Annotated in this window: 23 protein-coding genes; 16 read left to right on the plus strand and 7 right to left on the minus strand. The window is 45.3% G+C overall.

Annotated elements, in window-relative coordinates:
* On the minus strand, nucleotides 1–1,469 hold a 1,469-nt coding region (locus tag QUA16_RS00890), incomplete at its 3' end, for a tetratricopeptide repeat protein (protein ID WP_333180969.1).
* Nucleotides 1,470–2,036: 567 nt separating this feature from the next.
* Between QUA16_RS00890 and QUA16_RS00895 the strand changes: the two genes are divergently transcribed.
* Nucleotides 2,037–2,411 (plus strand): hypothetical protein, encoded by a 375-nt coding sequence (locus QUA16_RS00895; protein ID WP_333103375.1) that lies wholly within the window; start codon nucleotides 2,037–2,039, stop codon nucleotides 2,409–2,411.
* Nucleotides 2,412–2,538: 127 nt separating this feature from the next.
* Here QUA16_RS00895 and QUA16_RS00900 read toward each other — a convergent pair whose 3' ends face one another.
* Nucleotides 2,539–2,808 (minus strand): hypothetical protein, encoded by a 270-nt coding sequence (locus QUA16_RS00900; RefSeq protein ID WP_333103376.1) that lies wholly within the window; start codon nucleotides 2,806–2,808, stop codon nucleotides 2,539–2,541.
* 254 nt (nucleotides 2,809–3,062) lie between these two features.
* Here QUA16_RS00900 and QUA16_RS00905 point away from each other — a divergent pair, with 254 nt between their 5' ends.
* The 3 genes from QUA16_RS00905 (at nucleotide 3,063) to QUA16_RS00915 (ending at nucleotide 5,434) form a co-directional block, all read left to right on the plus strand.
* Nucleotides 3,063–4,286, plus strand: a complete 1,224-nt coding sequence (locus QUA16_RS00905) for a hypothetical protein (protein WP_333103378.1) — start codon at nucleotides 3,063–3,065, stop codon at nucleotides 4,284–4,286.
* 10 nt (nucleotides 4,287–4,296) lie between these two features.
* Nucleotides 4,297–4,530: a hypothetical protein gene (locus QUA16_RS00910; RefSeq protein ID WP_333103380.1), complete on the plus strand. Its 234-nt coding sequence runs from the start codon at nucleotides 4,297–4,299 to the stop codon at nucleotides 4,528–4,530.
* A 262-nt stretch (nucleotides 4,531–4,792) separates the two neighbouring features.
* Nucleotides 4,793–5,434, plus strand: coding sequence for a restriction endonuclease subunit R (locus QUA16_RS00915; RefSeq protein WP_333103381.1), 642 nt, complete (start codon nucleotides 4,793–4,795; stop codon nucleotides 5,432–5,434).
* Between the two features lie 80 nt (nucleotides 5,435–5,514).
* On the opposite strand, the gene QUA16_RS00920 is transcribed toward QUA16_RS00915, so the two are convergent.
* The 3 genes from QUA16_RS00920 to QUA16_RS00930 all read right to left on the minus strand — a co-directional run bounded on the left by QUA16_RS00920 (nucleotide 5,515) and on the right by QUA16_RS00930 (nucleotide 7,874).
* Nucleotides 5,515–5,850 carry a ribulose bisphosphate carboxylase small subunit gene (locus tag QUA16_RS00920; RefSeq protein ID WP_190745620.1) on the minus strand — a complete coding sequence of 112 codons (336 nt, stop codon included), beginning with the start codon at nucleotides 5,848–5,850 and terminating at the stop codon, nucleotides 5,515–5,517.
* A gap of 45 nt (nucleotides 5,851–5,895) precedes the next feature.
* Nucleotides 5,896–6,306 (minus strand): RuBisCO chaperone RbcX, encoded by a 411-nt coding sequence (gene rcbX / locus QUA16_RS00925; RefSeq protein WP_333103382.1) that lies wholly within the window; start codon nucleotides 6,304–6,306, stop codon nucleotides 5,896–5,898.
* Between the two features lie 137 nt (nucleotides 6,307–6,443).
* Nucleotides 6,444–7,874: a form I ribulose bisphosphate carboxylase large subunit gene (locus QUA16_RS00930; protein ID WP_333045238.1), complete on the minus strand. Its 1,431-nt coding sequence runs from the start codon at nucleotides 7,872–7,874 to the stop codon at nucleotides 6,444–6,446.
* 892 nt (nucleotides 7,875–8,766) lie between these two features.
* On the opposite strand from QUA16_RS00930, the gene QUA16_RS00935 reads away from it, so the two are divergent.
* The 8 genes from QUA16_RS00935 to panB all read left to right on the plus strand — a co-directional run bounded on the left by QUA16_RS00935 (nucleotide 8,767) and on the right by panB (nucleotide 14,526).
* Nucleotides 8,767–10,524, plus strand: a complete 1,758-nt coding sequence (locus tag QUA16_RS00935; RefSeq protein ID WP_333103383.1) for a serine/threonine-protein kinase — start codon at nucleotides 8,767–8,769, stop codon at nucleotides 10,522–10,524.
* 40 nt (nucleotides 10,525–10,564) lie between these two features.
* Nucleotides 10,565–11,023 (plus strand): hypothetical protein, encoded by a 459-nt coding sequence (locus QUA16_RS00940; RefSeq protein ID WP_333103384.1) that lies wholly within the window; start codon nucleotides 10,565–10,567, stop codon nucleotides 11,021–11,023.
* Between the two features lie 99 nt (nucleotides 11,024–11,122).
* Nucleotides 11,123–11,962: a hypothetical protein gene (locus QUA16_RS00945; RefSeq protein WP_333180970.1), complete on the plus strand. Its 840-nt coding sequence runs from the start codon at nucleotides 11,123–11,125 to the stop codon at nucleotides 11,960–11,962.
* A 21-nt stretch (nucleotides 11,963–11,983) separates the two neighbouring features.
* Entirely contained in the window at nucleotides 11,984–12,448 is a 465-nt protein-coding gene (locus QUA16_RS00950) for a hypothetical protein (protein ID WP_333103386.1), read from the plus strand.
* A gap of 153 nt (nucleotides 12,449–12,601) precedes the next feature.
* Nucleotides 12,602–13,018, plus strand: coding sequence for an aspartyl protease family protein (locus QUA16_RS00955; protein ID WP_333103388.1), 417 nt, complete (start codon nucleotides 12,602–12,604; stop codon nucleotides 13,016–13,018).
* A gap of 148 nt (nucleotides 13,019–13,166) precedes the next feature.
* On the plus strand, nucleotides 13,167–13,433 hold the full coding sequence (locus QUA16_RS00960) for a type II toxin-antitoxin system ParD family antitoxin (protein WP_333054747.1): 267 nt from the start codon (nucleotides 13,167–13,169) through the stop codon (nucleotides 13,431–13,433).
* Nucleotides 13,430–13,729 (plus strand): type II toxin-antitoxin system RelE/ParE family toxin, encoded by a 300-nt coding sequence (locus QUA16_RS00965; protein ID WP_333054748.1) that lies wholly within the window; start codon nucleotides 13,430–13,432, stop codon nucleotides 13,727–13,729. The genes QUA16_RS00960 and QUA16_RS00965 overlap by 4 nt, the downstream gene beginning before the upstream one ends.
* Before the next feature lie 20 nt (nucleotides 13,730–13,749).
* Nucleotides 13,750–14,526, plus strand: a complete 777-nt coding sequence (panB, locus tag QUA16_RS00970; protein WP_333103389.1) for a 3-methyl-2-oxobutanoate hydroxymethyltransferase — start codon at nucleotides 13,750–13,752, stop codon at nucleotides 14,524–14,526.
* Between the two features lie 61 nt (nucleotides 14,527–14,587).
* Here the strand turns inward: panB and tatA are convergent, their stop codons facing one another.
* Nucleotides 14,588–14,785, minus strand: a complete 198-nt coding sequence (gene tatA, locus QUA16_RS00975) for a twin-arginine translocase TatA/TatE family subunit (RefSeq protein ID WP_333103390.1) — start codon at nucleotides 14,783–14,785, stop codon at nucleotides 14,588–14,590.
* Nucleotides 14,786–14,924: 139 nt separating this feature from the next.
* On the opposite strand from tatA, the gene QUA16_RS00980 reads away from it, so the two are divergent.
* The 4 genes from QUA16_RS00980 (at nucleotide 14,925) to QUA16_RS00995 (ending at nucleotide 19,679) form a co-directional block, all read left to right on the plus strand.
* Nucleotides 14,925–15,662, plus strand: a complete 738-nt coding sequence (locus tag QUA16_RS00980) for a phycocyanobilin:ferredoxin oxidoreductase (RefSeq protein WP_333103391.1) — start codon at nucleotides 14,925–14,927, stop codon at nucleotides 15,660–15,662.
* Nucleotides 15,663–15,733: 71 nt separating this feature from the next.
* A complete protein-coding gene (locus QUA16_RS00985; RefSeq protein WP_333103392.1) occupies nucleotides 15,734–17,377 on the plus strand; it encodes an HlyD family efflux transporter periplasmic adaptor subunit in 1,644 nt (547 codons plus the stop codon).
* Nucleotides 17,378–17,677: 300 nt separating this feature from the next.
* Complete coding sequence (devC, locus tag QUA16_RS00990; protein ID WP_333103393.1) at nucleotides 17,678–18,838, plus strand: ABC transporter permease DevC; 1,161 nt, start codon at nucleotides 17,678–17,680, stop codon at nucleotides 18,836–18,838.
* 118 nt (nucleotides 18,839–18,956) lie between these two features.
* Nucleotides 18,957–19,679 carry a DevA family ABC transporter ATP-binding protein gene (locus QUA16_RS00995; RefSeq protein WP_333103394.1) on the plus strand — a complete coding sequence of 241 codons (723 nt, stop codon included), beginning with the start codon at nucleotides 18,957–18,959 and terminating at the stop codon, nucleotides 19,677–19,679.
* 17 nt (nucleotides 19,680–19,696) lie between these two features.
* Here QUA16_RS00995 and QUA16_RS01000 read toward each other — a convergent pair whose 3' ends face one another.
* Entirely contained in the window at nucleotides 19,697–20,608 is a 912-nt protein-coding gene (locus QUA16_RS01000; protein WP_333103395.1) for a hypothetical protein, read from the minus strand.
* Nucleotides 20,609–20,717: the final 109 nt, after the last annotated feature.

Raw genomic sequence — 20,717 nt, forward strand, 5'->3', positions numbered from 1 at the left:
CCCCGATTGTACCAGGCTTCGTGATAATCTGGTTTTAATTCTAAGGCTTTGTCGTAGGAGGCGATCGCTTCTTCAATCCTGCCTAAATCAACCAGTGCAACGCCCCGAATGCACCAGGCTGTGTGATAATCTGGTTTTAATTTTAAGGCTTTGTCCCAGGAGGCGATCGCATCTTCAAGCCTGCCTAAATCAACCAGTGCAACGCCCCGAATGTTCCAGGCTTCGTGATAATCTGGTTTGATTTCTAAGGCTTTGTCGTAGGAGGCGATCGCATCTTCTAGCCTGCCTAAATTATACAGTGCAATGCCCCGAATGTTCCAGGCTTCGTGATAATCTGGTCTTAATTCTAAGGCTTTGTCGTAGGAGGCGATCGCATCTTCTAGCCTGCCTAAATTATACAGTGCAATGCCCCGAATGTTCCAGGCTTCGTGATCATCTGGTTTTAATTTTAAGGCTTTGTCGCAGGAGGCGATCGCTTCTTCAATCCTGCCTAAATCATCCAGTGCAACGCCCCGAATGTTCCAGGCTTCGTGATCATCTGGTTTTAATTTTAAGGCTTTGTCGTAGGAGGCGATCGCTTCTTCAAATCTGCCTAAATTATCCAGTGCAACGCCCCGATCGAACCAGGCTTCGTGATCATCTGGTTTTAATTTTAAGGCTTTGTCGTAGGAGGCGATCGCTTCTTCAAATCTGCCTAAAATATCCAGTGCAACGCCCCGAATGTACCAGGCTTCGTGATCATCTGGTTTGAATTCTAAGGCTTTGTCGTAGGAGGCGATCGCATCTTCAATCCTACCTAAATCAACCAGTGCATTGCCCCGAATGTACCAGGCTTCGTGATAATCTGGTTTTAATTTTAAGGCTTTGTCGAAGGAGGCGATCGCTTCTTCAATCCTGCCTAAATTAACCAGTGCAACGCCCCGAATGTACCAGGCTTCGTGATAATCTGGTTTTAATTTTAAGGCTTTGTCGTAGGAGGCGATCGCATCTTCAAAATCACCTTTCATAAATTGCTCATCTCCTCGCTTTTTCCATTCCTCAGCCTCTCGATCCGAAACTAGCGGAAACACAACCAAAATCTCCCTACCAACATTCCCCGCCACCTCTCCCAATTTCCCGATCGCAACTCGACTCAACAACTCCAACCTGCGCGCCAATTTCTGAAGCGATACCACCGCATCCGTAGACGCTGTACTCCCCTGCGCGCCCTCCAACAGTCGAGCCCCAAACCTCCGCAACCAAGCCGCCAATTCACCATTTTTAATTTGTTTTGCGAGTAAGAATCCCACAACATCGCCTCTTCCCCAGCCCTCATTCACCCCTTCGAGAAGTTCCATCAACTTCGCCTCGTATTCCGCATCAGTCAAAGTTGGCCGCGGTTGAGGAGGTGTCGGTTGAATCTTCGGGGGAGTCGTACCCAATAGCCGCTGAATTAATTGTTTGAGGAATCGCCAGATTTTATTTAACATTGGTGAGATGGTGAGGCGGTTGGTTTTTTGTTATTGTAGCAATAATTGTGGGGATTCGTCGCCAGTCCGATCGTCCGCCAGAGGTTGAAAAGGCGATCATCGTGATTTGTCGTTAGTCCCATAGTCCGCCAGGGGTTGAAACCCCTGTCTCATAGCGAAAGTCCTCTGAAAGAGGACTGAAGATGTACACAATGTTAATTAAGGGTGACATTTTGAACATTGTTAATTACCATTGAAATCCTTCTCATCAGTCCTATGCAAGAGGACTTCAGCTATGAGACGGGGGTTTCAACCCTCGTCGGACTTCGCAACATCGCAATCTAACATTTTGAAGATGATTAATTAGCCTTTAAATCCTTCTCATCAGTCCTATGCAAGAGGACTTCAGCTATGAGACGGGGGTTTCAACCCTCGTCGGACTCCGCTATGAGACGGGGGTTTCAACCACATTGAACTATTGCACCAGTGATAAAATTCAAACAATCAATCCCAACCTCAAAAAAAATGCTATAATAGCAACTTTAATTGCTAAACTTATCCCGCCAACAGAGAACCCAGGAAAATAATATGGTGATTATTACCTCACAACAAATTGCCCAATTTCGCTCGCAATTAGCCGAATATCCCGAAGCCCTAAAAGCCCTAGACGCCATCGAGGATTGCGAAGGTAACATCGAAGATGCAGCGATATCTCTAGCAATTCAAGCCGGACAAGAACCGAATATCTCGGAAAATTGGTTAGACGGATTGGCCAAAAGATGCCGCGTGGCTATCTGCAAATCAGAGGTTAAAGCAGAGTTGACAAACGGACAATTGAATGCAGCATTTAGAGATTTAGTTGCTGCCAAAATTTGCCCTGATATTTTGGTAACGTCGGTGATTATTTATGTATTTAAAACTGGGGTGGATGATTTTTGCGAACCTCTAGAATATAAACTGTAAAGCCATCGATGCCTTTAAAAAGTACGTGAAGCGAAGCTATCGCCAAGGGTAGGGAATCGCCCCAATTTATCGAAACATGATACAACGAGGCGATCCTCTTCGAGGGCTTCGCTAACGCACTTTTTCTCTACCCCTGTGCACTACTGTACCCAGCCAGCATCAAATCCGGCGACAAACCCAAAGATTTCCCCAGCAAACGAGCAAGTTGTACTAAAAAATTAGCAGTCTCTTCGTCACCTTCGCGGGCCATTGAAGCCGATATCTGGATTAGCATTTGCACAAATCCCGCATCAATTAAATCGGAACAGGAACTCAAAACCTCTGGTTCTTGGCCGTTGGGACAGGTAAGCACTCGCTCGATTAAGTTCAAATAAGCCTCTTGGCGTTCTGGATTCATTTTGGGAGGATCTGTACAGTAAATAATTTATTATTACGCTTAACTGAGTCCTGTCAATCAGGCGATCGAATATGCGATCCCCGTCTTTCCTCTAGAAACTCCATTCAGTCAGGAATAGACATAAGCTTAAAGAAAATCTTAAGTTTCTAAATGTTAGTTTAGTCCAGGTAAGGTGGTTATGGGCGCACCCTAGGATTCAAGGTAAGGTGCGCCGAAAATCACCCTACTATTCAAGGGAATTAGGAATATAAAAAATGAAAATAGGAATATTTTTAGGAAATCTAGGAAACCCCGCCATCTACTATCCCAAACTAGCCAAAATCACCGGCGGAGTCACAGCCAGTATTTTTCTTTGCCAATTATTGCAATGGCAATCACAAAAGTCCAACTCCGGCGAATGGGTTAAAACTAACAGCACAGAAATAGAAAAAGCCACTGGTTTAAATCAGGAAGAACAGGAATTAGCGAGACAGCAGCTCAAAGTGCGATCGCTCCTGAAAGAAAAATTAACAAATCCCAACACCGACACCCTAGAACTCTGGGCTGACATTGACGCTTTCGAGGAAAAACTCAATAACTTTTGGACATCCAATCCTGTCGCAATTATACCACAGACAACCCGCGAAAGCAACAATCGCCCTGTAGAAATAATCCCCGAAACATCACGCCCAAATCATGTAGGTAAAACCGACAAATATTTTGGGCAACCCCGCCAGCAAATAGCCGTTGCTGTCACCCCGAATTACCGATTTAGCGGCCCTTGGAACTCCCAGGAAGAATTGCACAAGTTTCAGCGATCTTTAGAAGCATATGCTCAAGAGCGTAATTTAGGATTCGGCAATCCTTCTGGATGGGCATTTAAAATTATTGACAGCATGACAAAAGGCTTAACCTCAACTTTTTGGGATGAATTTATCGCCGGAATCCCTTTAGGAGAAAGTCAGAAAGTCCAGCGGGATTGGGAAATCGAGCCGGAAGTGCCTTATCCTGCTTTTGAAGAAGAGCGAATTCAGTATTACGTCCACAAAGGCGAACCGCTGGAAGCAGCAGTCTCTAAAGCCCGTGCTGACTTGAGAAACCCGGTTTTGGGCAAAGATTTGTGGGAGGGTTTTCTGCGAAAGTGCGATCGTATTGCTGATGATGCACTCAAAGCAAAACAGCAGGGCGTTGACACACCATATCTGCCGTCTTCCTTCAACGAAAAACCGCAAATCACCAAGGATAGTGTAATGCGGAAGTTAGGGGCGATCGCGCCTCAATCGGCCTTAAATCAATCCACATCTGAAACAATTGCTGAACCGCCAAAAAACGAACAAAAAGAGCTGCCAACAGTCGCCGAAATCCCCAGTATTTCCTCTTTGCAAAAAGCTTACCAAACTCCTCTGGGTCGAAGTATAGTAGAAAAACAAATCGCTGCTAACCCAGAATGGGGGTACGAAATAGTTGACGGTGAAATAGTCGAATCAATACCTTTTTAATGAGGCTGATATGAAACGAGTTAGCGAGATTAATCCGCTGGGAGAAGAGCGACCAAATCCTTCTGAGGAAACTCGGAAAAATCTGCGACGGGAAAGGTTGCAGCGAGAAAGAGATGAAGGATATCAAATGTTAGTTGAACTCTGCAATTTAGGCGAATATGACATGGCCCAGCAGTTAGCAAATCGCAACTCTAATTGGGGTTATGAAATAGTTGATGGAATTGTGATGGAAAGGATAGATTAGGTTCGCAGTTATCCCATTTGTCACTTTCATGGGCGGGCAAGATGCCCGCCCAACAAAAAAATTAATATGTCGTGGCACAGGCCGAAAAGCCTGTTCCGCATCTTGCCTGTTCCTAATAATATGGGCCGGCTCTCCGGCATACCCCACAAGAAACTTAATATGTTGTGGAACAGGCATCTTGCCTGTTCCTAAGAGTGGTGCAAGTGGACTCTCACAATCTCTATGTTAAAATTATAACTAAAACTTAAATCCCTATCAAAATATGACAACAACTATTAACGCCAAAAATATCACTCTCGGTGAAGTAAGTCAATTTTTGAAATTCCAAGAGCAGCTTAATAATGACACGTACACAAATTTTTTATCCTTAGAATCCTTAACAGAGATAGAACAGTTAGAACTCGCCCAAATCCGCAACGATTTTCGCGAATACCTCTCAGTGGAAAGAGTCTCTGAAGGACTGGTACAGGCTTTAACTACGTTTCCCTTAATGCGATTGGCTGGCTTCTACCGCCGCCCAATCAAGATGAGTCTAGAACAAGACATTGCTAACATAACTATAGAAGATGAAGACACAACGATTACAGGCAGATTAGACATTTTAGCAATCAATAAAGAGAAACAAATTGCCGCTGATATACCATTTTGGATTTTAGTAGTAGAATCTAAAAATAGTCTAATTGCTCCCCGCGCAGGTTTGCCCCAACTCCTAACTTACGCCTATAAAAGTTTAGAATATCAAGAGTCTGTTTGGGGGCTGGCAACTAGCGGAGAGTTTTATCAGTTCGTCCATATCCGCAGAGGCAATCCCCCAACCTATCAGCTAATGCCATTTTTGACTTTGATGGAAGCCGAACCTTCAATTTTGTTGCTGCAAGTTTTAAAAGCTATTTGCAAACTCTAAAAAAAGAGGCAGGGAGCATTCCCCGCCTCCAATCTGCAATGACTGTTAACCTAAAAGTTAGATTAGCCAGCCAATACTTTTTAGTAGCCTCTGGTGTTAGGCTTGTGGACGATGAAGCTCAGCACTTGGCATTGCTTCACGTTGTCAAAACCCATGACGCGGATGTAGCAGCTAGGATTTTCTTGACGGCAAGCTTGAACTTCAGCCATGATTTCTTGGACGCTGCGAGCACCAAACAAAGGCAACTTCCACAAAGTCCAGTAGCGCATTTCAGCGGCAGAGGTTTCGTTGAATTCTACGCCGGGAATGTAGCCTTGATCCAGGATGTACTGGAGTTGCTTGGCAATTTGGGCGTCTGTCAGCGGGGGCAAATAGGACAGAGTTTCGTAACGACGCTCTTTAGGTAAAGTCTTCATTTTTTGTATCTCTAAGGTGTGTGTTCGATCGCACTTGTCGATCGATTAACTCGACAAATTATCCAGATTCGGTTCAGAATCTATTGATGTTTCAGGATTACTGCTAGGAACAGACCAATTAAGTTGCGTAGTTCGCTCTAAATGCTGGCGTCTGTGTTCCATATTCGCCTGTTGAATGCCAGTACAAACCATTTCTGGCAAATATTCTGTCACATCGTGAGCCAGATACTCTCGCACAGTCATGATCCGAAAGCCTAAATCTTGATTTTCCAAAAGCAACTCTTGAATATAAGCTTCTCCATCTTGGATTTTGCCCTTAGTGGAAAACTCATTCAACCAGATTGCCAGAGGAGGATTGGTTTCGCTCAACTGAGCGACCACCATCCGCACGGATTGATAGGTTAGGTAACTTGCCAGCACCTTAGCGGTGTCTTTCGCAACTTGTTTGAGATCCATTTTTGACCCCAGCTCCCTCAAATTTTAGATTTTGGATTTTAGATTTTGGATGCAAACTTACTTGTAAATCTTCTTCAAAGATAAAGACTTCCCAGCAAGTTTGCGACCTAAAACCTAAAATCTCAAACCAAAAATCCTTAAAGGGTATCCATTGCCTCGAACTCAAACTTGATTTCTTTCCAGAGTTCGCAAGCAACAGCCAGTTCAGGAGACCATTTGCAAGCTTCGCGAATTACGTCGCCGCCTTCGCGCATCAAGTTGCGGCCTTCGTTACGAGCTTGGACGCAAGCTTCCAAAGCAACGCGGTTAGCAGTTGCACCAGGTGCGTTACCCCAAGGGTGGCCCAAGGTGCCGCCGCCGAACTGCAAGCAGGAGTCGTCGCCGAAGATTTCCACCAAAGCCGGCATGTGCCAGATGTGGATACCACCAGAAGCAACCGGCATGACACCGGGCATGGAGGCCCAATCTTGGGTGAAGTAAATACCGCGGCTGCGGTCTTCTTCGATGTGGTCTTCGCGCATCAAGTCTACGAAGCCCATCGTGATGCCTTTTTCGCCTTCGAGTTTGCCCACAACTGTACCGGAGTGCAGGTGGTCGCCACCGGACATCCGCAAGCACTTGGCAAGCACGCGGAAGTGGATACCGTGGTTTTTCTGACGGTCAATCACGGCGTGCATAGCGCGGTGAATGTGCAGCAAGATACCGTTGCGGCGGCACCATTTGGCCAAGGTGGTGTTAGCAGTGAAACCACCGGTCAGGTAGTCGTGCATGATGATGGGGGTTTTGATTTCCTTAGCGAACTCAGCCCGCTCCATCATTTCTTCGCAGGTAGGGGCAGTTACGTTGAGGTAGTGGCCCTTGACTTCGCCGGTTTCTGCTTGGGCTTTTTCAATAGCTTCTTGAACGAACAAGAAACGATCGCGCCAACGCATGAACGGTTGCGAGTTGATGTTTTCGTCGTCTTTGGTGAAGTCCAAACCGCCGCGCAGAACTTCGTAAACGGCACGACCGTAGTTCTTAGCAGACAGACCCAATTTTGGTTTAATTGTACAGCCCAGCAAAGGACGACCGTACTTGTTCAATTTGTCCCGCTCAACGGTAATACCGTGAGGAGGGCCTTGGAAGGTTTTCAGGTAAGCGATGGGAATCCGCAAGTCTTCCAAACGCAGAGCGCGCAGAGCTTTGAAACCGAACACGTTACCCACCAAAGAGGTCAGCAAGTTGGTGACGGAACCTTCTTCAAACAAATCCAAAGGATAAGCAATGAAGCAGATGTATTGGTTGTCTTCACCTGGAACTGGTTCGATGTCGTAGCAGCGACCTTTGTAGCGGTCGAGGTCGGTCAGGAGGTCAGTCCAAACAGTTGTCCATGTACCTGTAGAAGATTCAGCAGCCACAGCAGCGCCTGCTTCTTCTGGGGGAACTCCCGGCTGCGGTGTGACGCGGAAGGCAGCCAAAATATCTGTATCTTTCGGCGTGTAGTCCGGCGTGTAATACGTTAGTTTATAGTCTTGAACTCCGGCTTTATACCCAGCCTTTGATTGAGTTTGGGTTTGCGCGTAAGCCATATCTCGCTTCCTAGTATTCGCTTAATTTTTTTGCCCGATCGCAGGCTGTTAAAAATATATCAACAAAGTGTCACTCTCCAATTTTAATATTCTTTTAATCATCATAAGTATTGTTTATTTTGCTTTACATTCCGAAAATATTTGTAACATATCTTATAAAATTCAAGCGACGAAGGATGCAGGAGGAAAGGCTGGGGATCGAAGAGATTTTGGATTTTAGATTTGGGATTTTAGATTGAGGAAACAGGAAAGATTAGTCATAAATACTTAATTTTATGGTGGAGATCGATTAAATTTGAGATTGTAAATTTTAGGTTGGGGGGAGGAAAAGTTAGTTATAAATACTTAATTTTAGGGTAGGAGATCGAGCTCAACTGCAATCGAGTATGCAATTATTTAATTGAAAATCCCGTGGGGGGCCAAGAAACCGGGTTGATGGGAAAAATTTGGGTATATTAACGAGAAATATAGCAAGAAACCGGGTTTCTGAGGTTGTAAAGCCCGATCGCGCCAACTCTGGCACAATCGAAAATCGAAAATCCAAAATCCAAAATCCCGTGGGTGGGCGAGAAACCGGGTTTCTACGAAAAATTGGTGCTAAACGAGAAATATACCAAGAAACCCGGTTTCTGAGGTTGTAAAGCCCGATCGCGCCAACTCTGGCAAAATCCACAATCTAAAATCGAAAATCTAAAATCCCGTGAATCGGAGACCGCCAACTCAAAAATCGACAGCATACCACATAATATGGACAGGGCTTGTGCAGCAAGAGCAAGCTCGTGTCTCAAACCAAATCCGTCGTTACAGCAATTTAACCTCGCTGAAAACCTGGTTTCTGCCTTAACTGCGCGTAAGTCTAGTATGGATATTTAGTCCCATTTTTACTCTGGTTGTGCCTCACCCCCCTTCAAAAGCCGTTCACTGCATCAATCCAGATTGCCCAAGGCCCTACCCTCAGACTTGGGGCAACAATTTTTGTCATAGTTGCGGGGCTCCCCTGCGGCTAAAAAATCGCTACGTGCCTCTACAAAGCCTCGGTTCCGGGGGTTTTGCAGCGATTTTCACAGTTTGGGACACAGAAACTGAAACCGAGCGCGTCCTGAAAGTGTTACTCGAAACTTCCGCCAAAGCGCTGAAACTGTTCGAGCAAGAAGCTTGGGTTTTGGCACTTTTGCGACACCCAGGCGTCCCTAGAGTCGAGCCTGACGGTTATTTTTACGTCCAAACGCAAAATTTTGCAGGCGGGGAGGGAAATCCTGCGGCGAAGCGACTGCCTTGTTTGGTAATGGAAAAGATTCACGGCAAAACTTTAGAAGAGGTTCTCGACGAACACCCTCAAGGATGTCCGCAGGAATGGGTGTTTAGTTGGCTGAGTCAAGCTGTGGAAATTTTAGAGGAGTTGCACAGGTGTCAGATTATTCACCGCGACATTAAACCCTCAAATTTGATGCTGCGAGACCCGGAATCGCCCCAAGTCCTGCTTAGCAAGGGTTTGGGCGGACTGCAATTGGTGACGATCGACTTTGGGGGAGTTAAACAGATGGGCGGTGTCGAATCCGTGGGGAAAGATTCTCGGAGTTCGACGCGGTTGATTTCGCCCGGATACAGTCCGCCGGAACAAATTGTGGGAGGCGGTGTGGTGCCGGCGACGGATTTTTATGCGCTGGGGCGGACTTGCATTCACTTGCTGACAGGGAAGTATCCGGCGGAAATTGAAGATCCGATGACGGGAGAGTTGCGGTGGCGCCACATTGTATCTGTGAGTCCGGCTTTGGCGAATTTGTTGGACGATATGGTGCGATCGAACGTGCGGGAACGTCCGGCGACGGCTGGTGATGTTCGGGCGCGTTTGCAGGAGATTTATGCTAGGAGTAAGGGCAAAATCGCCATCGCCCCAATGGGTCAAGCTATTGTAGAATTCTGCCGGCAAGTAGTGGTGGCAGGGGCGCAAAAAACGGCAAGTTTGACGGTTTTGCTGTTCGGCGCGATCGCCCAAATCGTGGTAGCTTCTCTGGATACAGGCTGGGAAATGGTGCTGGGTGCCGTTGGTGGAAGTGCGGGGGCGATCGGCGGTTTGGTTTTGGGTTATGCTTCGCCTATTGGCCCGGAAATTGCCAATTTTCTAAATGAAGGTTTGCAGCAATTAATTCCTAACATGACTTTCGCTGTCGGGCCAGAAGTGCTGCTGTTTGGATTTGCGGGGTTCGGAACTGCGATCGGTTTGACGGATGCGGGGAGTTTTCGCCAGCAAAAACAGTATTGGCTGTCTGGATTGATGGGAGCTCAGGGCTATTTGTTGGCGGGTTTGTGCTGGATGGAAGCAACAGCTTCTAGTGGTGTGCAGGGGGTTATTTTGGGATCTTTTGCGATCGCCTCTTTGACTGTGGGAATGGGTTTGCGGAGCCATCAATTAGTTCATGCTTTGGTTGTGGCTGTTTTCTCTACGGGAATGTTTCTCTTGCTGAATGCTTGGAACATTTTTCCGGGGAGTTTCTTTGGGATTTTGTCACTGTCTAACGTTACCTTCGGCTGGCTGCAAGTTTGGGGCTCGATTGTGTTTTTTGGTTTGTTGGGAAGTGCGATCGGGCTTTGTTTGGGAGTCAGTCATTATTTAGTTGTGCCCGTGCTCAGGTGGTTGGGATGGCGGTAGGAATTAACACCAAATCACTATGCTAATCGAGTTGTTATCAATGAAGTCTGTCTCAAGATTTTCAATGGTTGGTGCTCTGGCGATCGCCCTTGTGCTCAGCAGCCCCAATCTAGCCAAAGCCGAATCGCGAGAACAAGCCGTCGATCGATTGACCGATTTCTTATTCTACAGGGTTAATCCTCAGTTAAACAATCGCAAACTCCAAGCGGGCGATCGCGAATATAGCAATCAATGGCGGAGATTGCGCGAAGCGATCGATCCGCGAGTCAAGTCCGTACAAGAAGTCTGTTTTAGGCCAGCCCCAGAAGAGACAGGATGGGAATTCACGACAATTAACGGCGAAACCTACGAGCAAACCTACGATTTACTTGCAGATACAATTTTTTACAGCCGCCATCCTCAACGAACCGGACAGCAAATTCCCAAAAACGATCGAATCGGCATTAGTGAATGGTCAGCAATTCGACGCGAAATGTATATTTCCAATTGTGGACTGTGAGACTCGATCGCCTTACGTCGCACGCAGCATTGATCCAAGATAACTCCTAGAGTAGAGGTCATCTCTACACAACTCTGTAAAAAGAAAGGTTTTAAACCGATGAGTATGAAAATTTGGATAGGCGATCGCACTCTTATTACTACCAGAATTATTGCACCATTGATGGGACTAATCGCCATTGGATATACAAGTTTGGCGGATGCTGCCACACAGCAACAACTTCTCAGCATAAATAGTGCAAACATCGATACAAAAAGTAAAAAAAATTACCTGAATAATCCACCCGAAAATTCAACTATGGAGGCTTTAAATAAAAAAGTTCAAGTCAGCCTTGAATTTTCTGTAAATGCCCCAAAAAAAATACCTCTTCAACAAGGTATGCCATACAAAGAGGCGCGCCAAATCCTGATTCAACAACGGTGGCAGCCAAGCTTACAGGGTCAACCTAACCTCCGAGATCGTTCGGTTAAAGAGCTATTTGATTTAGGATATAAAGAGATTAAGGATTGTTCTGGTACAGGAGAGGGGCCTTGTCGTTTTGAGTTTATCAATCAACAAGGAGAACTGCTAGTTATAGTCGCTACGACAAGAGGTTCTGAAAATACAAAACGTTTTGTGAGGAATTGGTGGATTGAGAAAAAGACAGATAGCCCTCAACAAAAATCGTCATCAAACATAATTCAAGAAGGTCGTTATTGGTTGGGAGGTACGGATCAGGGTTTAGAGGTTAAGGGAAAACAATATCGATATTATGACGAGTCTAATATCGAGCGACCGTGGCAACCTCTCTCTGAGTTACAATATATTACAAAAGGCGTTGTGTTTGATGGGAGAAATTATTGGTGTTTATCTACTCTAGCACCGAAAACGGGAGGTATTTCTTGTTCCATAGATGGATGGCAACAAAAGATTTATCACCAGCTATATCGGGGATATTGATGATTTTTATGGGGTTTAATCGTGCTAATTAAATCACTTTCAATTACGTCAAGATCGAAGTTTTTAGGGGTGTGTGCGTTAGCTATAGCCCTTGTACTCGGTGGTTCCAATCTAGACAGTGCTACAGCGCGCGATTATGAATCACGAACTCAAGCTGTGGATAGGCTGACGGATTGGTTTTTTTATAGAGTGAATCCTCAATTGGGAGGTCGCAAATTGCGTTCTGACGATTCTTCTGCCTACATCCGCGAATGGAATGCTATTCGTAATACAGTCGATCGAGAAATGATTACTACACAAGGAGATTGCGTCGGTGATGCTTTCTGGGACTTCGATTATCGTTCTCATGGGCGATCGCTCGATCGGATTGCAGATACAATTTGGGATATCCGCGATCCATCGGGTGACAAAACTCGTGCAGATGTTTCTAAACAAGAATGGCAGAAGCTTCGTAATTCAATAATTAGAGAGCATTTTTGCTATTAAGTTGCCATATTTGTCAATCCAATTTCAACAATAAATAACAACAGCGCTTTTAGTGACAAATATTGTTAAAATATAAAATAGGCAACCTCGATTGTAGATCATTTAGTCAAAAAGCAACGAAAACATTCTCTAGGAAAACAAAAGGATCAAAAAATGGGTCGAGTCACCGCAACAATAACCGTCACCAATCACATCGATGAAATTCTGGGAGAAAGAGGGTTCATCCCCGCAGAGCAAATACGCTCTATCACCATCGATAACGTCTTAGTCGATACAGGCGCAACTCGACTCTGCTTACCAGCAGATATTATCAGTCAGTTGGGTTTGCCAATGCTAGGTGAAATCGACGGACATACGGCAATAGGAACCAGAAAATTTCGTCTGTTCAAAGATGTCACTCTTGCCGTAGCTGGACGAGAAGGCAGGTATGATTGTGTAGAAATTCCCGCAGGAGAAGAACCTTTACTCGGCTTAATTCCCCTCGAAGATTTGGGTTTAGAACCAGACTTGAAAAATCAGCGGTTGATTGTTTTGCCGGCGGAGGGGATGCAAAGCTATATTCGCGTGTAAAATCTCGATGATTAACGTTAAATGCTTGATTTACCTACATTAGAGCTTACTTGTCTCTGATTCCTTGTTTAAAATCCCGATCGCAAAATTTGATAGTTTTTTGTTATTATGGGAAATAGTAGTTGACTCAAATAGGTGACTCAACGTAATGAACATATCCTTAACTCCCGAACTAGAGCAGTTTGTTCAGTCAACAGTCAACAACGGTAGATACTCATCAGCTTCTGAAGTGGTATGGGCTGCGTTACGATTGCTAGAACAACGAGAAATGGAACGCTTGGTGCGTTTAGAGGAACTCCGCAAGGAAATAATGATTGGAATTGAAGCTTCCGATCGCGGAGAGGTTTTTGATGGTGAAGAAGTGTTAAGAGAACTGCGTGAGGAGATTCAGCAAGCCGATGAGGGTGAAAAATGAGTCGATACACTTTGAGTGCCCCTGCCAAGCAAGATTTAAGGGAACTCACGAACTATCTGTTGCAGTTTAGCGCCAATGCAGCCAACCATTTTCTTAATGTTTTTCAGGAAAAATTTCGTTTATTAGCAGATTTTCCAGAAATGGGGCGCAGTCGTGAGGAATTAGCACCGTCTCTACGCAGTTTCCCTGTAGATAAATATGTAATTTTTTACCGCGTTATTAAAAATGGTATCCAAATTGAAAGGGTGTTGAGTGGTTATAGAGACTTTGAGGATGTTTTTGTAGAAGACAGATAATATTATATTTTTGCACTAAAATGTCAGTCACTACTCATCAATTAATTCAGTGGAAACAACAAGGGCGGTCAATTGTTGCCCTGACAGCTTATGATTATGCGATCGCCCAACTCATCGATCAAGCAGGCGTAGATATCATCCTAGTCGGCGATTCCTTCGCCATGACAGTCTTAGGCTACGACACAACCCTGCCGCTAACCCTCGATGAAATGCTGCACCACGCTAAAGCAGTGCGCCGTGGTGTTAAACAAGGATTAATTGTGGTCGATTTGCCGTTTTTGACTTACCAAGAAAGTCCCCAGCAAGCCATGCACTCGGCCGGGAGAGTTTTGAAAGAAACAGGCGCTCAAGCTGTAAAATTGGAAGGTGGATATCCAGCAATGGCCGCCACAGTTTCGCAGCTAACATCCGCCGGAATTCCGGTGATGGGACACGTCGGTTTAACTCCGCAGTCGGTACACCAACTCGGCTACAAAAAACAAGGAAAAACAGCCGAAGCAGCCGATCGCATCATAGCAGAGTCGATCGCCCTTCAAGAAGCCGGTGCCTTTGCGATCGTCTTAGAACACATTCCCGCAGACTTAGCCGCTCAAATTACCCAAAAATTAACTATTCCGACAATTGGCATCGGTGCGGGGCCGCACTGCGACGGCCAAGTTTTAGTTACTTCCGATTTGTTGGGACTTTCCGAAAAACAGCCGCCTTTTGCAAAAGCTTACGCCAATTTGCGAGAAACAATTACCCAAGCTGTGAAAGATTATTCCCTTGAAGTTAGAGAAGGCAAATTTCCCGAATAGGTTCGTAGTGAGGGCTTGAGCCCTTAAAAATGAGGACTAAAATCCTCACTACAAACCTAATTTACACTTTCGGCTGGCCCTCTTCTTCTTTATCCTTCTCCTTATCAACAGCATCATCATCAGATTGACTGATGCCATCCTTAAAACTACGCAAGGTTTTCCCCAAGGCATTTCCTAACTCAGGAATCTTCTTGGGGCCGAAAATTAAAATAGCGACTACCGCAATAATGCCCATTTCGGGCAATCCCAGACCAAACATACAAAATCTCCTCTAAAACTTGCTCGATCGTAAGTCAATCTTAAGTCAATCTACTGATATTGTTAAAGTATCTACCTTTTTTCCTGCATCCTGCAACAGTAGAATCAAGTTTAATTAAGCTATCGCACGATAAATAAGAATGTTAGAAACATCCCAGCCTTCTCTACGCGAGCAACAGCACCATCTCATCCGCGATTTAGCAGACCGGATGGAAGCAGTATGGCACCGCTATCTCGACCTCGAACCCTACCACCTGCCCGCTGAGTTGGGATACGTAGAAGGCCGCTTGGAAGGAGAAAAACTGATCATTGAAAACCGCTGCTATCAAACGCCCCAGTTCCGCAAAATCCACCTCGAACTCGCTAAAGTCGGGCCGGTACTTGACATTCTGCACTGCGTGATGTTTCCCAGACCGAATTATGCTTTGCCGATGTTCGGTACGGATATCGTAGCAGGCAAAGGCCAAGTTAGCGCCGCGATCGCAGACCTTTCTCCCCTCAACCGAGATCGAACTTTGTCGGAAACCTACCGAACCCAACTGGGAATTTTGCCGATTAAGCAATTTTCTTGTCCCCGCCCAATTCCCGAATGGGGGGATATTTTCTCAGAATTTTGTCTGTTTGTGCGGCCAGAGTCGATCGAAGAAAACAGTCGGTTTTTGGATATTGTTGAATCCTACGTGGAAATTCACTGCAAACAGGCAGTCGCTTCCGAACCTGTCAATGCCGCCGAAGCATCGGAAATTCTAGACGCTCAAATTTACTACTGCACCCAGCAGCAGCAAAACGACAAAACCCGCCGCGTACTCGAAAAAGCTTTCGGTCAAGATTGGGCTGAACATTACATGACCGAGGTGCTTTTTGATATCCCTAAATAGCTGAAATTGGTTTACAATACTTCACAGTAGGTGAAAAAAACTTAATCAGGAAATCACCTACTTTATAAGTAATGGTAAAGGAATCACGGCTCAAGGATAAATCATTTTTAAAACCCCCAGGGCGAGGAATTATCGGTTTAGCGATCGGTGCAACTCTCATTACCACAGGAGTTGGTTTTTGGCAAGTATCTCAAATTAGAAAAGCCGAAGAGTTAAAGGCGGCGGCTGCAACGGCGGCTGCAACTTCCGTCGCCACCCGCAACAGCGTTACCGCTTTGGGTAGGTTGACTCCGCAGGGGGAAGTTATCAAATTGTCGGCCCCTTCGGCGTCGGAGGGAGCAAGAATTGAACTTTTGCAGGTGGAAGAGGGCGATCGAGTCAGTCAAGGACAAATCATAGCAGTTCTCGATACGCGCGATCGACTCCAAGCAATCCTCCAACAAGCCGACAAAGAAGTCAAAGTCAAACAAGCAGAATTAGCGAAAATTCAAGCAGGCGCAAAAACAGGCGTTGTCGGCGCCGGGAAAGCAGAAGTTGCCAAGTTTCAAGTTCAACGTCAAAGAGAAACCGAAGGCGAAGCAGCGAATGTCGCCCGCTTAGAAGCTCAACTGCGAAGAGAAACCGAAGCTGAACAAGCTAACGTCGCCAAGTTTGAAGCACAACTGCAAAGAGAAACCGAAGCCGAACAAGCTAATCTTGCTAAATTTGAGGCACAACTAGAAAGAGAAACAGAGGTGCAGCAATCCAAATTGGCTAGGTTAGAAGCTCAATTGCGCGGCGAAATTGCCTCTCAAAATGCTACAGTCGATCGGCTAAAAGCCGAATTAACCAACGCCGAAGCCGAGGAACAACGCAATAAAGAACTTTCTGAAACAGGCGCAATTTCTGCTTCCGCCTACGACACCAAGCGCTTAGCAGTAGAAACTGCTCGCCAGAGAGTCAAAGAAGCTCAAGCTGTATTAGAAAAAACAGTGCAAACTTTGCGTGAGGAAATAGTCGAAACTAAAGCAACAATCAAACAAACAGTAGAAACAGGCCAGCAGGAAATCAATCAATCCAGAGCCAATCTCCGACGCAAGTTAGAAACAGGTAGGCAGGAAATTAACCAAGCCAGAGCCACCTTAAATCAAAAGATAGAAACAGGACGAGAACAAATCAATCAAGCCGAAGCAATGCTCAAACAAAAAGCAGAAACCGGCGAAGAACAAATCAATCAATCCAAAGCAAATCTAGACCAAATTGCCGAAGTACGTCCCGAAGACGTGCAAGCCGCCCAAGCAGCCGTAGAAAGTGCGATCGCCACCAAACAAAAAGCTCAAGTAGACTTAAACTTAAGTTACGTCAAAGCACCGGTATCCGGCTACATCCTGAAAGTTCACAGCCGACAAGGAGAAGGTGTCAACACTCAAGACGGCATCGTAGAACTAGGCGGCACCGACCAAATGTACGCCGTAGCAGAAGTTTACGAAACCGACATCGCCAAAGTGCGAAACGGCCAGCGCGCAACAGTCACCAGCCCCGTATTTGCAGGCGCTTTGGAAGGAACAGTCGCTCGCATCGGCAAACAAATCGGCAAAAAAGATGTCCTTAATACAGACCCCGCCGCCGACACCGACGCGAGAGTTATCGAAGTAAGAATTCGCCTCGATCCGGAATCGAGCAAAAAAGTTGCAGCCCTAACAAACTTGCAAGTAGAAGTTAAAATAGACATCTAAAATGGGTAATTGGTAATTGGTAATTGGTAATATCATGTCCTATCGAGTGACCGCGATTAAAAGGGCGGGTTTTTGAGATTGTCAATTATTGGCAGGTATTGTTGGCTCACGGGCCCCTACCGTATTAGGGGTAATCGACCGGACATAATATAATTGGTAATTGGTAATTCGTAATTGGTCAGAGGAGTTATTCCCTCTTCCTCCTTCCTTATTCCTTCTTCCTGACATCCGTTACATCCGTTACATCCGTTACATCCGTTACATCCGTTACATAATCCGTTGCCGAACTTCCTTCATTGTATGGCAAAAATACCACTAGCTTGGGCACAATTAACCCGCGAAAAAATGCGCTTAGCCGTCGCACTAGCCGGCATTGGCTTCGCCGACTTGCTAATGTTTATGCAGTTCGGGTTTAGAGACGCGCTATTTGAAAGCTCCATCACCTTTCACTCACAGTTAAAAGGGGATATTTTTATCACCAGCACCCAGTCTACGGCTTTAATAGCCATGAAAAGTTTTCCCCAGCGTCGCTTGTATCAAGCTTTGAGTTTTGACGGCGTTACAGCAATTAGTCCCGTATATTTAGGCTTTGGATTGTGGAAAAACCCCGACCCCAACCAGCGAAATACTCGGCAATTGATGGTCATAGGTTTTGACCCCGCTAATCCCATCTTTGATCTGCCTGAAATCCAAAATAATTTGGACAAAATCAAAATTTCCGATGTGGTTTTATTTGACCAAGCTTCTCGGCCGGAGTTTGGGCCGGTAGCAGAATATTTCCAACAGGGAAAAGTTGTTGAAACTGAAGTTGACAATCGCCGCGTTAGGGTAGATGGTTTATTTACTATAGGGGCCTCTTTCGGTGCCGACGGAAATCTTGTCACCAGCGATTTGAACTTTATGCGGATTTTTTCGACGCGGAGAACAAGAGGTTTAATCGATATAGGTATTGTTCACTTGCAGCCGGGAACAGATGTTAAGGCTGTTGTTGAGAAAATGAGGGCAACTTTGCCGAATGATGTGAGAATTTCTTCTAAAGAAGAGTTTGTAAATATTGAGAAAAAGTATTGGGAAGAAAGTACGGCGATCGGATTTGTTTTCACTCTCGGCGCGGCAATGGGATTTATCGTGGGGATAGTGATTGTTTACCAAATTCTTTATACTGATGTTACCGATCATTTACCAGAATACGCTACGCTGAAGGCGATGGGATATAAGGACATTTACTTTTTGGGTGTGGTGTTTCAAGAGGCTTTGATTTTGGCAATTCTTGGTTATTTGCCGGGGTTTGGGGTTTCTGTGGTGCTGTACAATTTAGGGAGAAGTGCGACAAGTTTGCCACTGTACATGACTTTGATGAAAGCTGGGACTGTTTTTGCAATGACAGTTGTCATGTGTTGTCTATCGGGGGCGATCGCAGTTAGGAAGTTGCAGGCGGCTGACCCGGCAGATATTTTTTAAGGAAGGAAGGCACGACACGGATTCTGACACGGATACACGGATTGAAGAAGGAGGAATTATGAAATAAAAAACCACTAATAACTAATAACTAATAACTAATAACTAATAACTGCTAACTATGAATACTTTACCCGTTGTCTCAATTAAAAATCTCAACCATTCTTTCGGTGAAGGTCAACTTCGCAAACAGACATTATTTGACATCAACCTCGAAATTTATCCGGGCGAAATCGTGCTGATGACTGGGCCTTCTGGGTCTGGTAAAACAACATTGTTAACCTTGATTGGAGCTTTGCGATCGATCCAAGAAGGTAGTCTGAAAATTCTCGACCAAGAATTGCGGGGAACCGCGAAAAATAAATTAGTTAAAGTCCGTCGCGACATCGGTTATATTTTCCAAGCTCATAATTTGCTTAAATGCTTGACAGCTAGGCAAAATGTGCAAATGTCCCTCGACCTGCACAACCATCTTTCTAACCAAGAAACTAATGATAAAATAGAAGGAATTCTGGAAGCTGTGGGGTTGGGAGACAGAATAGATTATTACCCAAGCAGTCTTTCTGGCGGACAAAAACAAAGAGTTGCGATCGCCCGCGCATTAGTCAGCCAGCCGAAATTAGTATTAGCAGACGAACCCACAGCAGCACTAGACAGTAAATCAGGTCGAGATGTGGTAGAAATTATGCGAGGTTTGGCCAAAGAACAGCACTGCACTATTTTGCTTGTCACCCATGACAACCGCATTTTAGACATAGCCGATCGCATTATTCACATGGAAGACGGCTACCTCGCACAAGACACCTCCACAACGGCTGCCACAGGCGTTCTTTCGGGAAAATAATATTAATTCACCTCAACTTATTTCCGAGAACCGGGACGCTTTCCTCCTACCTTGGTAGGACTTTTTGTTGTACCTTTGGCTGGAGTTTTAGAACTACTTTTGCCGTTTTTTTGGCCTTTCGTTCCTGTCAACTGGCTGTCAAGGTCATTTGCAGGTCTGCCCGCAGGCGTTCTCGTAGTCCTAAAGGTAACATTCACCCCTTCATTCGACTGTTCCAGCACCAACATCGGCGTCGGCTTGGCTTTTTGATCCCACTCAATATGAACGATGCGACCTTGAATAGTCGGCTGCCAACTGTCGTGGTCGTCTGAAGGACTCAGATAAGTTTCCAAACAGTCAATAATTTGATTAATTGTCGCTGATGTTGCCTGAGTCGGCAGTTTCATCAGCTTAATTTGAATCCGAAACAGCACTCGTTTTTCTATTTTCACTGCGGGATCGCCAGTTTCGTATTCGATATCAAACATCGAATCTACTTGCCTGCCGCTGCCGGCATTCCCGTTTTTATCTCCCACCGCAGCCTGAGTCGGACGCAGGGCAATACTAATTTTCTCTTTGACTTTTACCTTAATCTGGTTCACAATGGCAAAGTGAAATACTTCTTCCGCCATTCGCATTCTCAGGTAATCTAAATTAAAGTCTCGCGAGTGGATAAGGTCGGGATTCTTTTCCATCTTTGACATGGTTTCCAGAGCCATTTTGTATTTTTTCTGGAGTTCTCGATTTCTAAACTCCTCAAACTTGAGCTTTTTACTCAAATCGTCGAGTTTTAGCTTGGTAAACACCGCTAAACCGATAAGCAATAACAACAGTAATCCCGACGCTCCCATGAAGAGTTGGTCTGAGGACGGATCTCCGGGTTTAGCCTGTTTAGGTTTGGGAGAGGCTACTGCCAACCTTGGTTCTACAAGGATTATTTGGGTTGACATGGGCTTTTAAAGGGTAAAATTTGACGCTATATTTATACAGGACTCCAGAGTAGAGCTGGTAGTGCAACTGGATCAACCAACATTGACATCATTCCACCATCATCTTGGT

Origin of the sequence: Microcoleus sp. S13_C3 (assembly GCF_036700905.1) — a bacterium.
Classification (GTDB): Bacteria; Cyanobacteriota; Cyanobacteriia; order Cyanobacteriales; family Microcoleaceae; genus Microcoleus.

What these genes read in the sequence shown, in the direction of transcription:
- QUA16_RS00895 (WP_333103375.1), top strand. Translation starts at nt 2,037, where the DNA reads ATGGTGATTATTACCTCACAACAAATTGCCCAATTTCGCTCGCAATTA.
- QUA16_RS00980 (WP_333103391.1), top strand. Translation starts at nt 14,925, where the DNA reads ATGTTAGAAACATCCCAGCCTTCTCTACGCGAGCAACAGCACCATCTC.
- QUA16_RS00960 (WP_333054747.1), top strand. Translation starts at nt 13,167, where the DNA reads ATGAACATATCCTTAACTCCCGAACTAGAGCAGTTTGTTCAGTCAACA.
- QUA16_RS00965 (WP_333054748.1), top strand. Translation starts at nt 13,430, where the DNA reads ATGAGTCGATACACTTTGAGTGCCCCTGCCAAGCAAGATTTAAGGGAA.
- devC (WP_333103393.1), top strand. Translation starts at nt 17,678, where the DNA reads ATGGCAAAAATACCACTAGCTTGGGCACAATTAACCCGCGAAAAAATG.
- rcbX (WP_333103382.1), bottom strand. Translation starts at nt 6,306, where the DNA reads ATGGATCTCAAACAAGTTGCGAAAGACACCGCTAAGGTGCTGGCAAGT.
- QUA16_RS00945 (WP_333180970.1), top strand. Translation starts at nt 11,123, where the DNA reads ATGAGTATGAAAATTTGGATAGGCGATCGCACTCTTATTACTACCAGA.
- QUA16_RS00955 (WP_333103388.1), top strand. Translation starts at nt 12,602, where the DNA reads ATGGGTCGAGTCACCGCAACAATAACCGTCACCAATCACATCGATGAA.
- QUA16_RS00915 (WP_333103381.1), top strand. Translation starts at nt 4,793, where the DNA reads ATGACAACAACTATTAACGCCAAAAATATCACTCTCGGTGAAGTAAGT.
- QUA16_RS01000 (WP_333103395.1), bottom strand. Translation starts at nt 20,608, where the DNA reads ATGTCAACCCAAATAATCCTTGTAGAACCAAGGTTGGCAGTAGCCTCT.
- QUA16_RS00940 (WP_333103384.1), top strand. Translation starts at nt 10,565, where the DNA reads ATGAAGTCTGTCTCAAGATTTTCAATGGTTGGTGCTCTGGCGATCGCC.
- tatA (WP_333103390.1), bottom strand. Translation starts at nt 14,785, where the DNA reads ATGTTTGGTCTGGGATTGCCCGAAATGGGCATTATTGCGGTAGTCGCT.
- QUA16_RS00905 (WP_333103378.1), top strand. Translation starts at nt 3,063, where the DNA reads ATGAAAATAGGAATATTTTTAGGAAATCTAGGAAACCCCGCCATCTAC.
- QUA16_RS00910 (WP_333103380.1), top strand. Translation starts at nt 4,297, where the DNA reads ATGAAACGAGTTAGCGAGATTAATCCGCTGGGAGAAGAGCGACCAAAT.
- QUA16_RS00985 (WP_333103392.1), top strand. Translation starts at nt 15,734, where the DNA reads ATGGTAAAGGAATCACGGCTCAAGGATAAATCATTTTTAAAACCCCCA.
- QUA16_RS00900 (WP_333103376.1), bottom strand. Translation starts at nt 2,808, where the DNA reads ATGAATCCAGAACGCCAAGAGGCTTATTTGAACTTAATCGAGCGAGTG.
- QUA16_RS00920 (WP_190745620.1), bottom strand. Translation starts at nt 5,850, where the DNA reads ATGAAGACTTTACCTAAAGAGCGTCGTTACGAAACTCTGTCCTATTTG.
- panB (WP_333103389.1), top strand. Translation starts at nt 13,750, where the DNA reads ATGTCAGTCACTACTCATCAATTAATTCAGTGGAAACAACAAGGGCGG.
- QUA16_RS00995 (WP_333103394.1), top strand. Translation starts at nt 18,957, where the DNA reads ATGAATACTTTACCCGTTGTCTCAATTAAAAATCTCAACCATTCTTTC.
- QUA16_RS00930 (WP_333045238.1), bottom strand. Translation starts at nt 7,874, where the DNA reads ATGGCTTACGCGCAAACCCAAACTCAATCAAAGGCTGGGTATAAAGCC.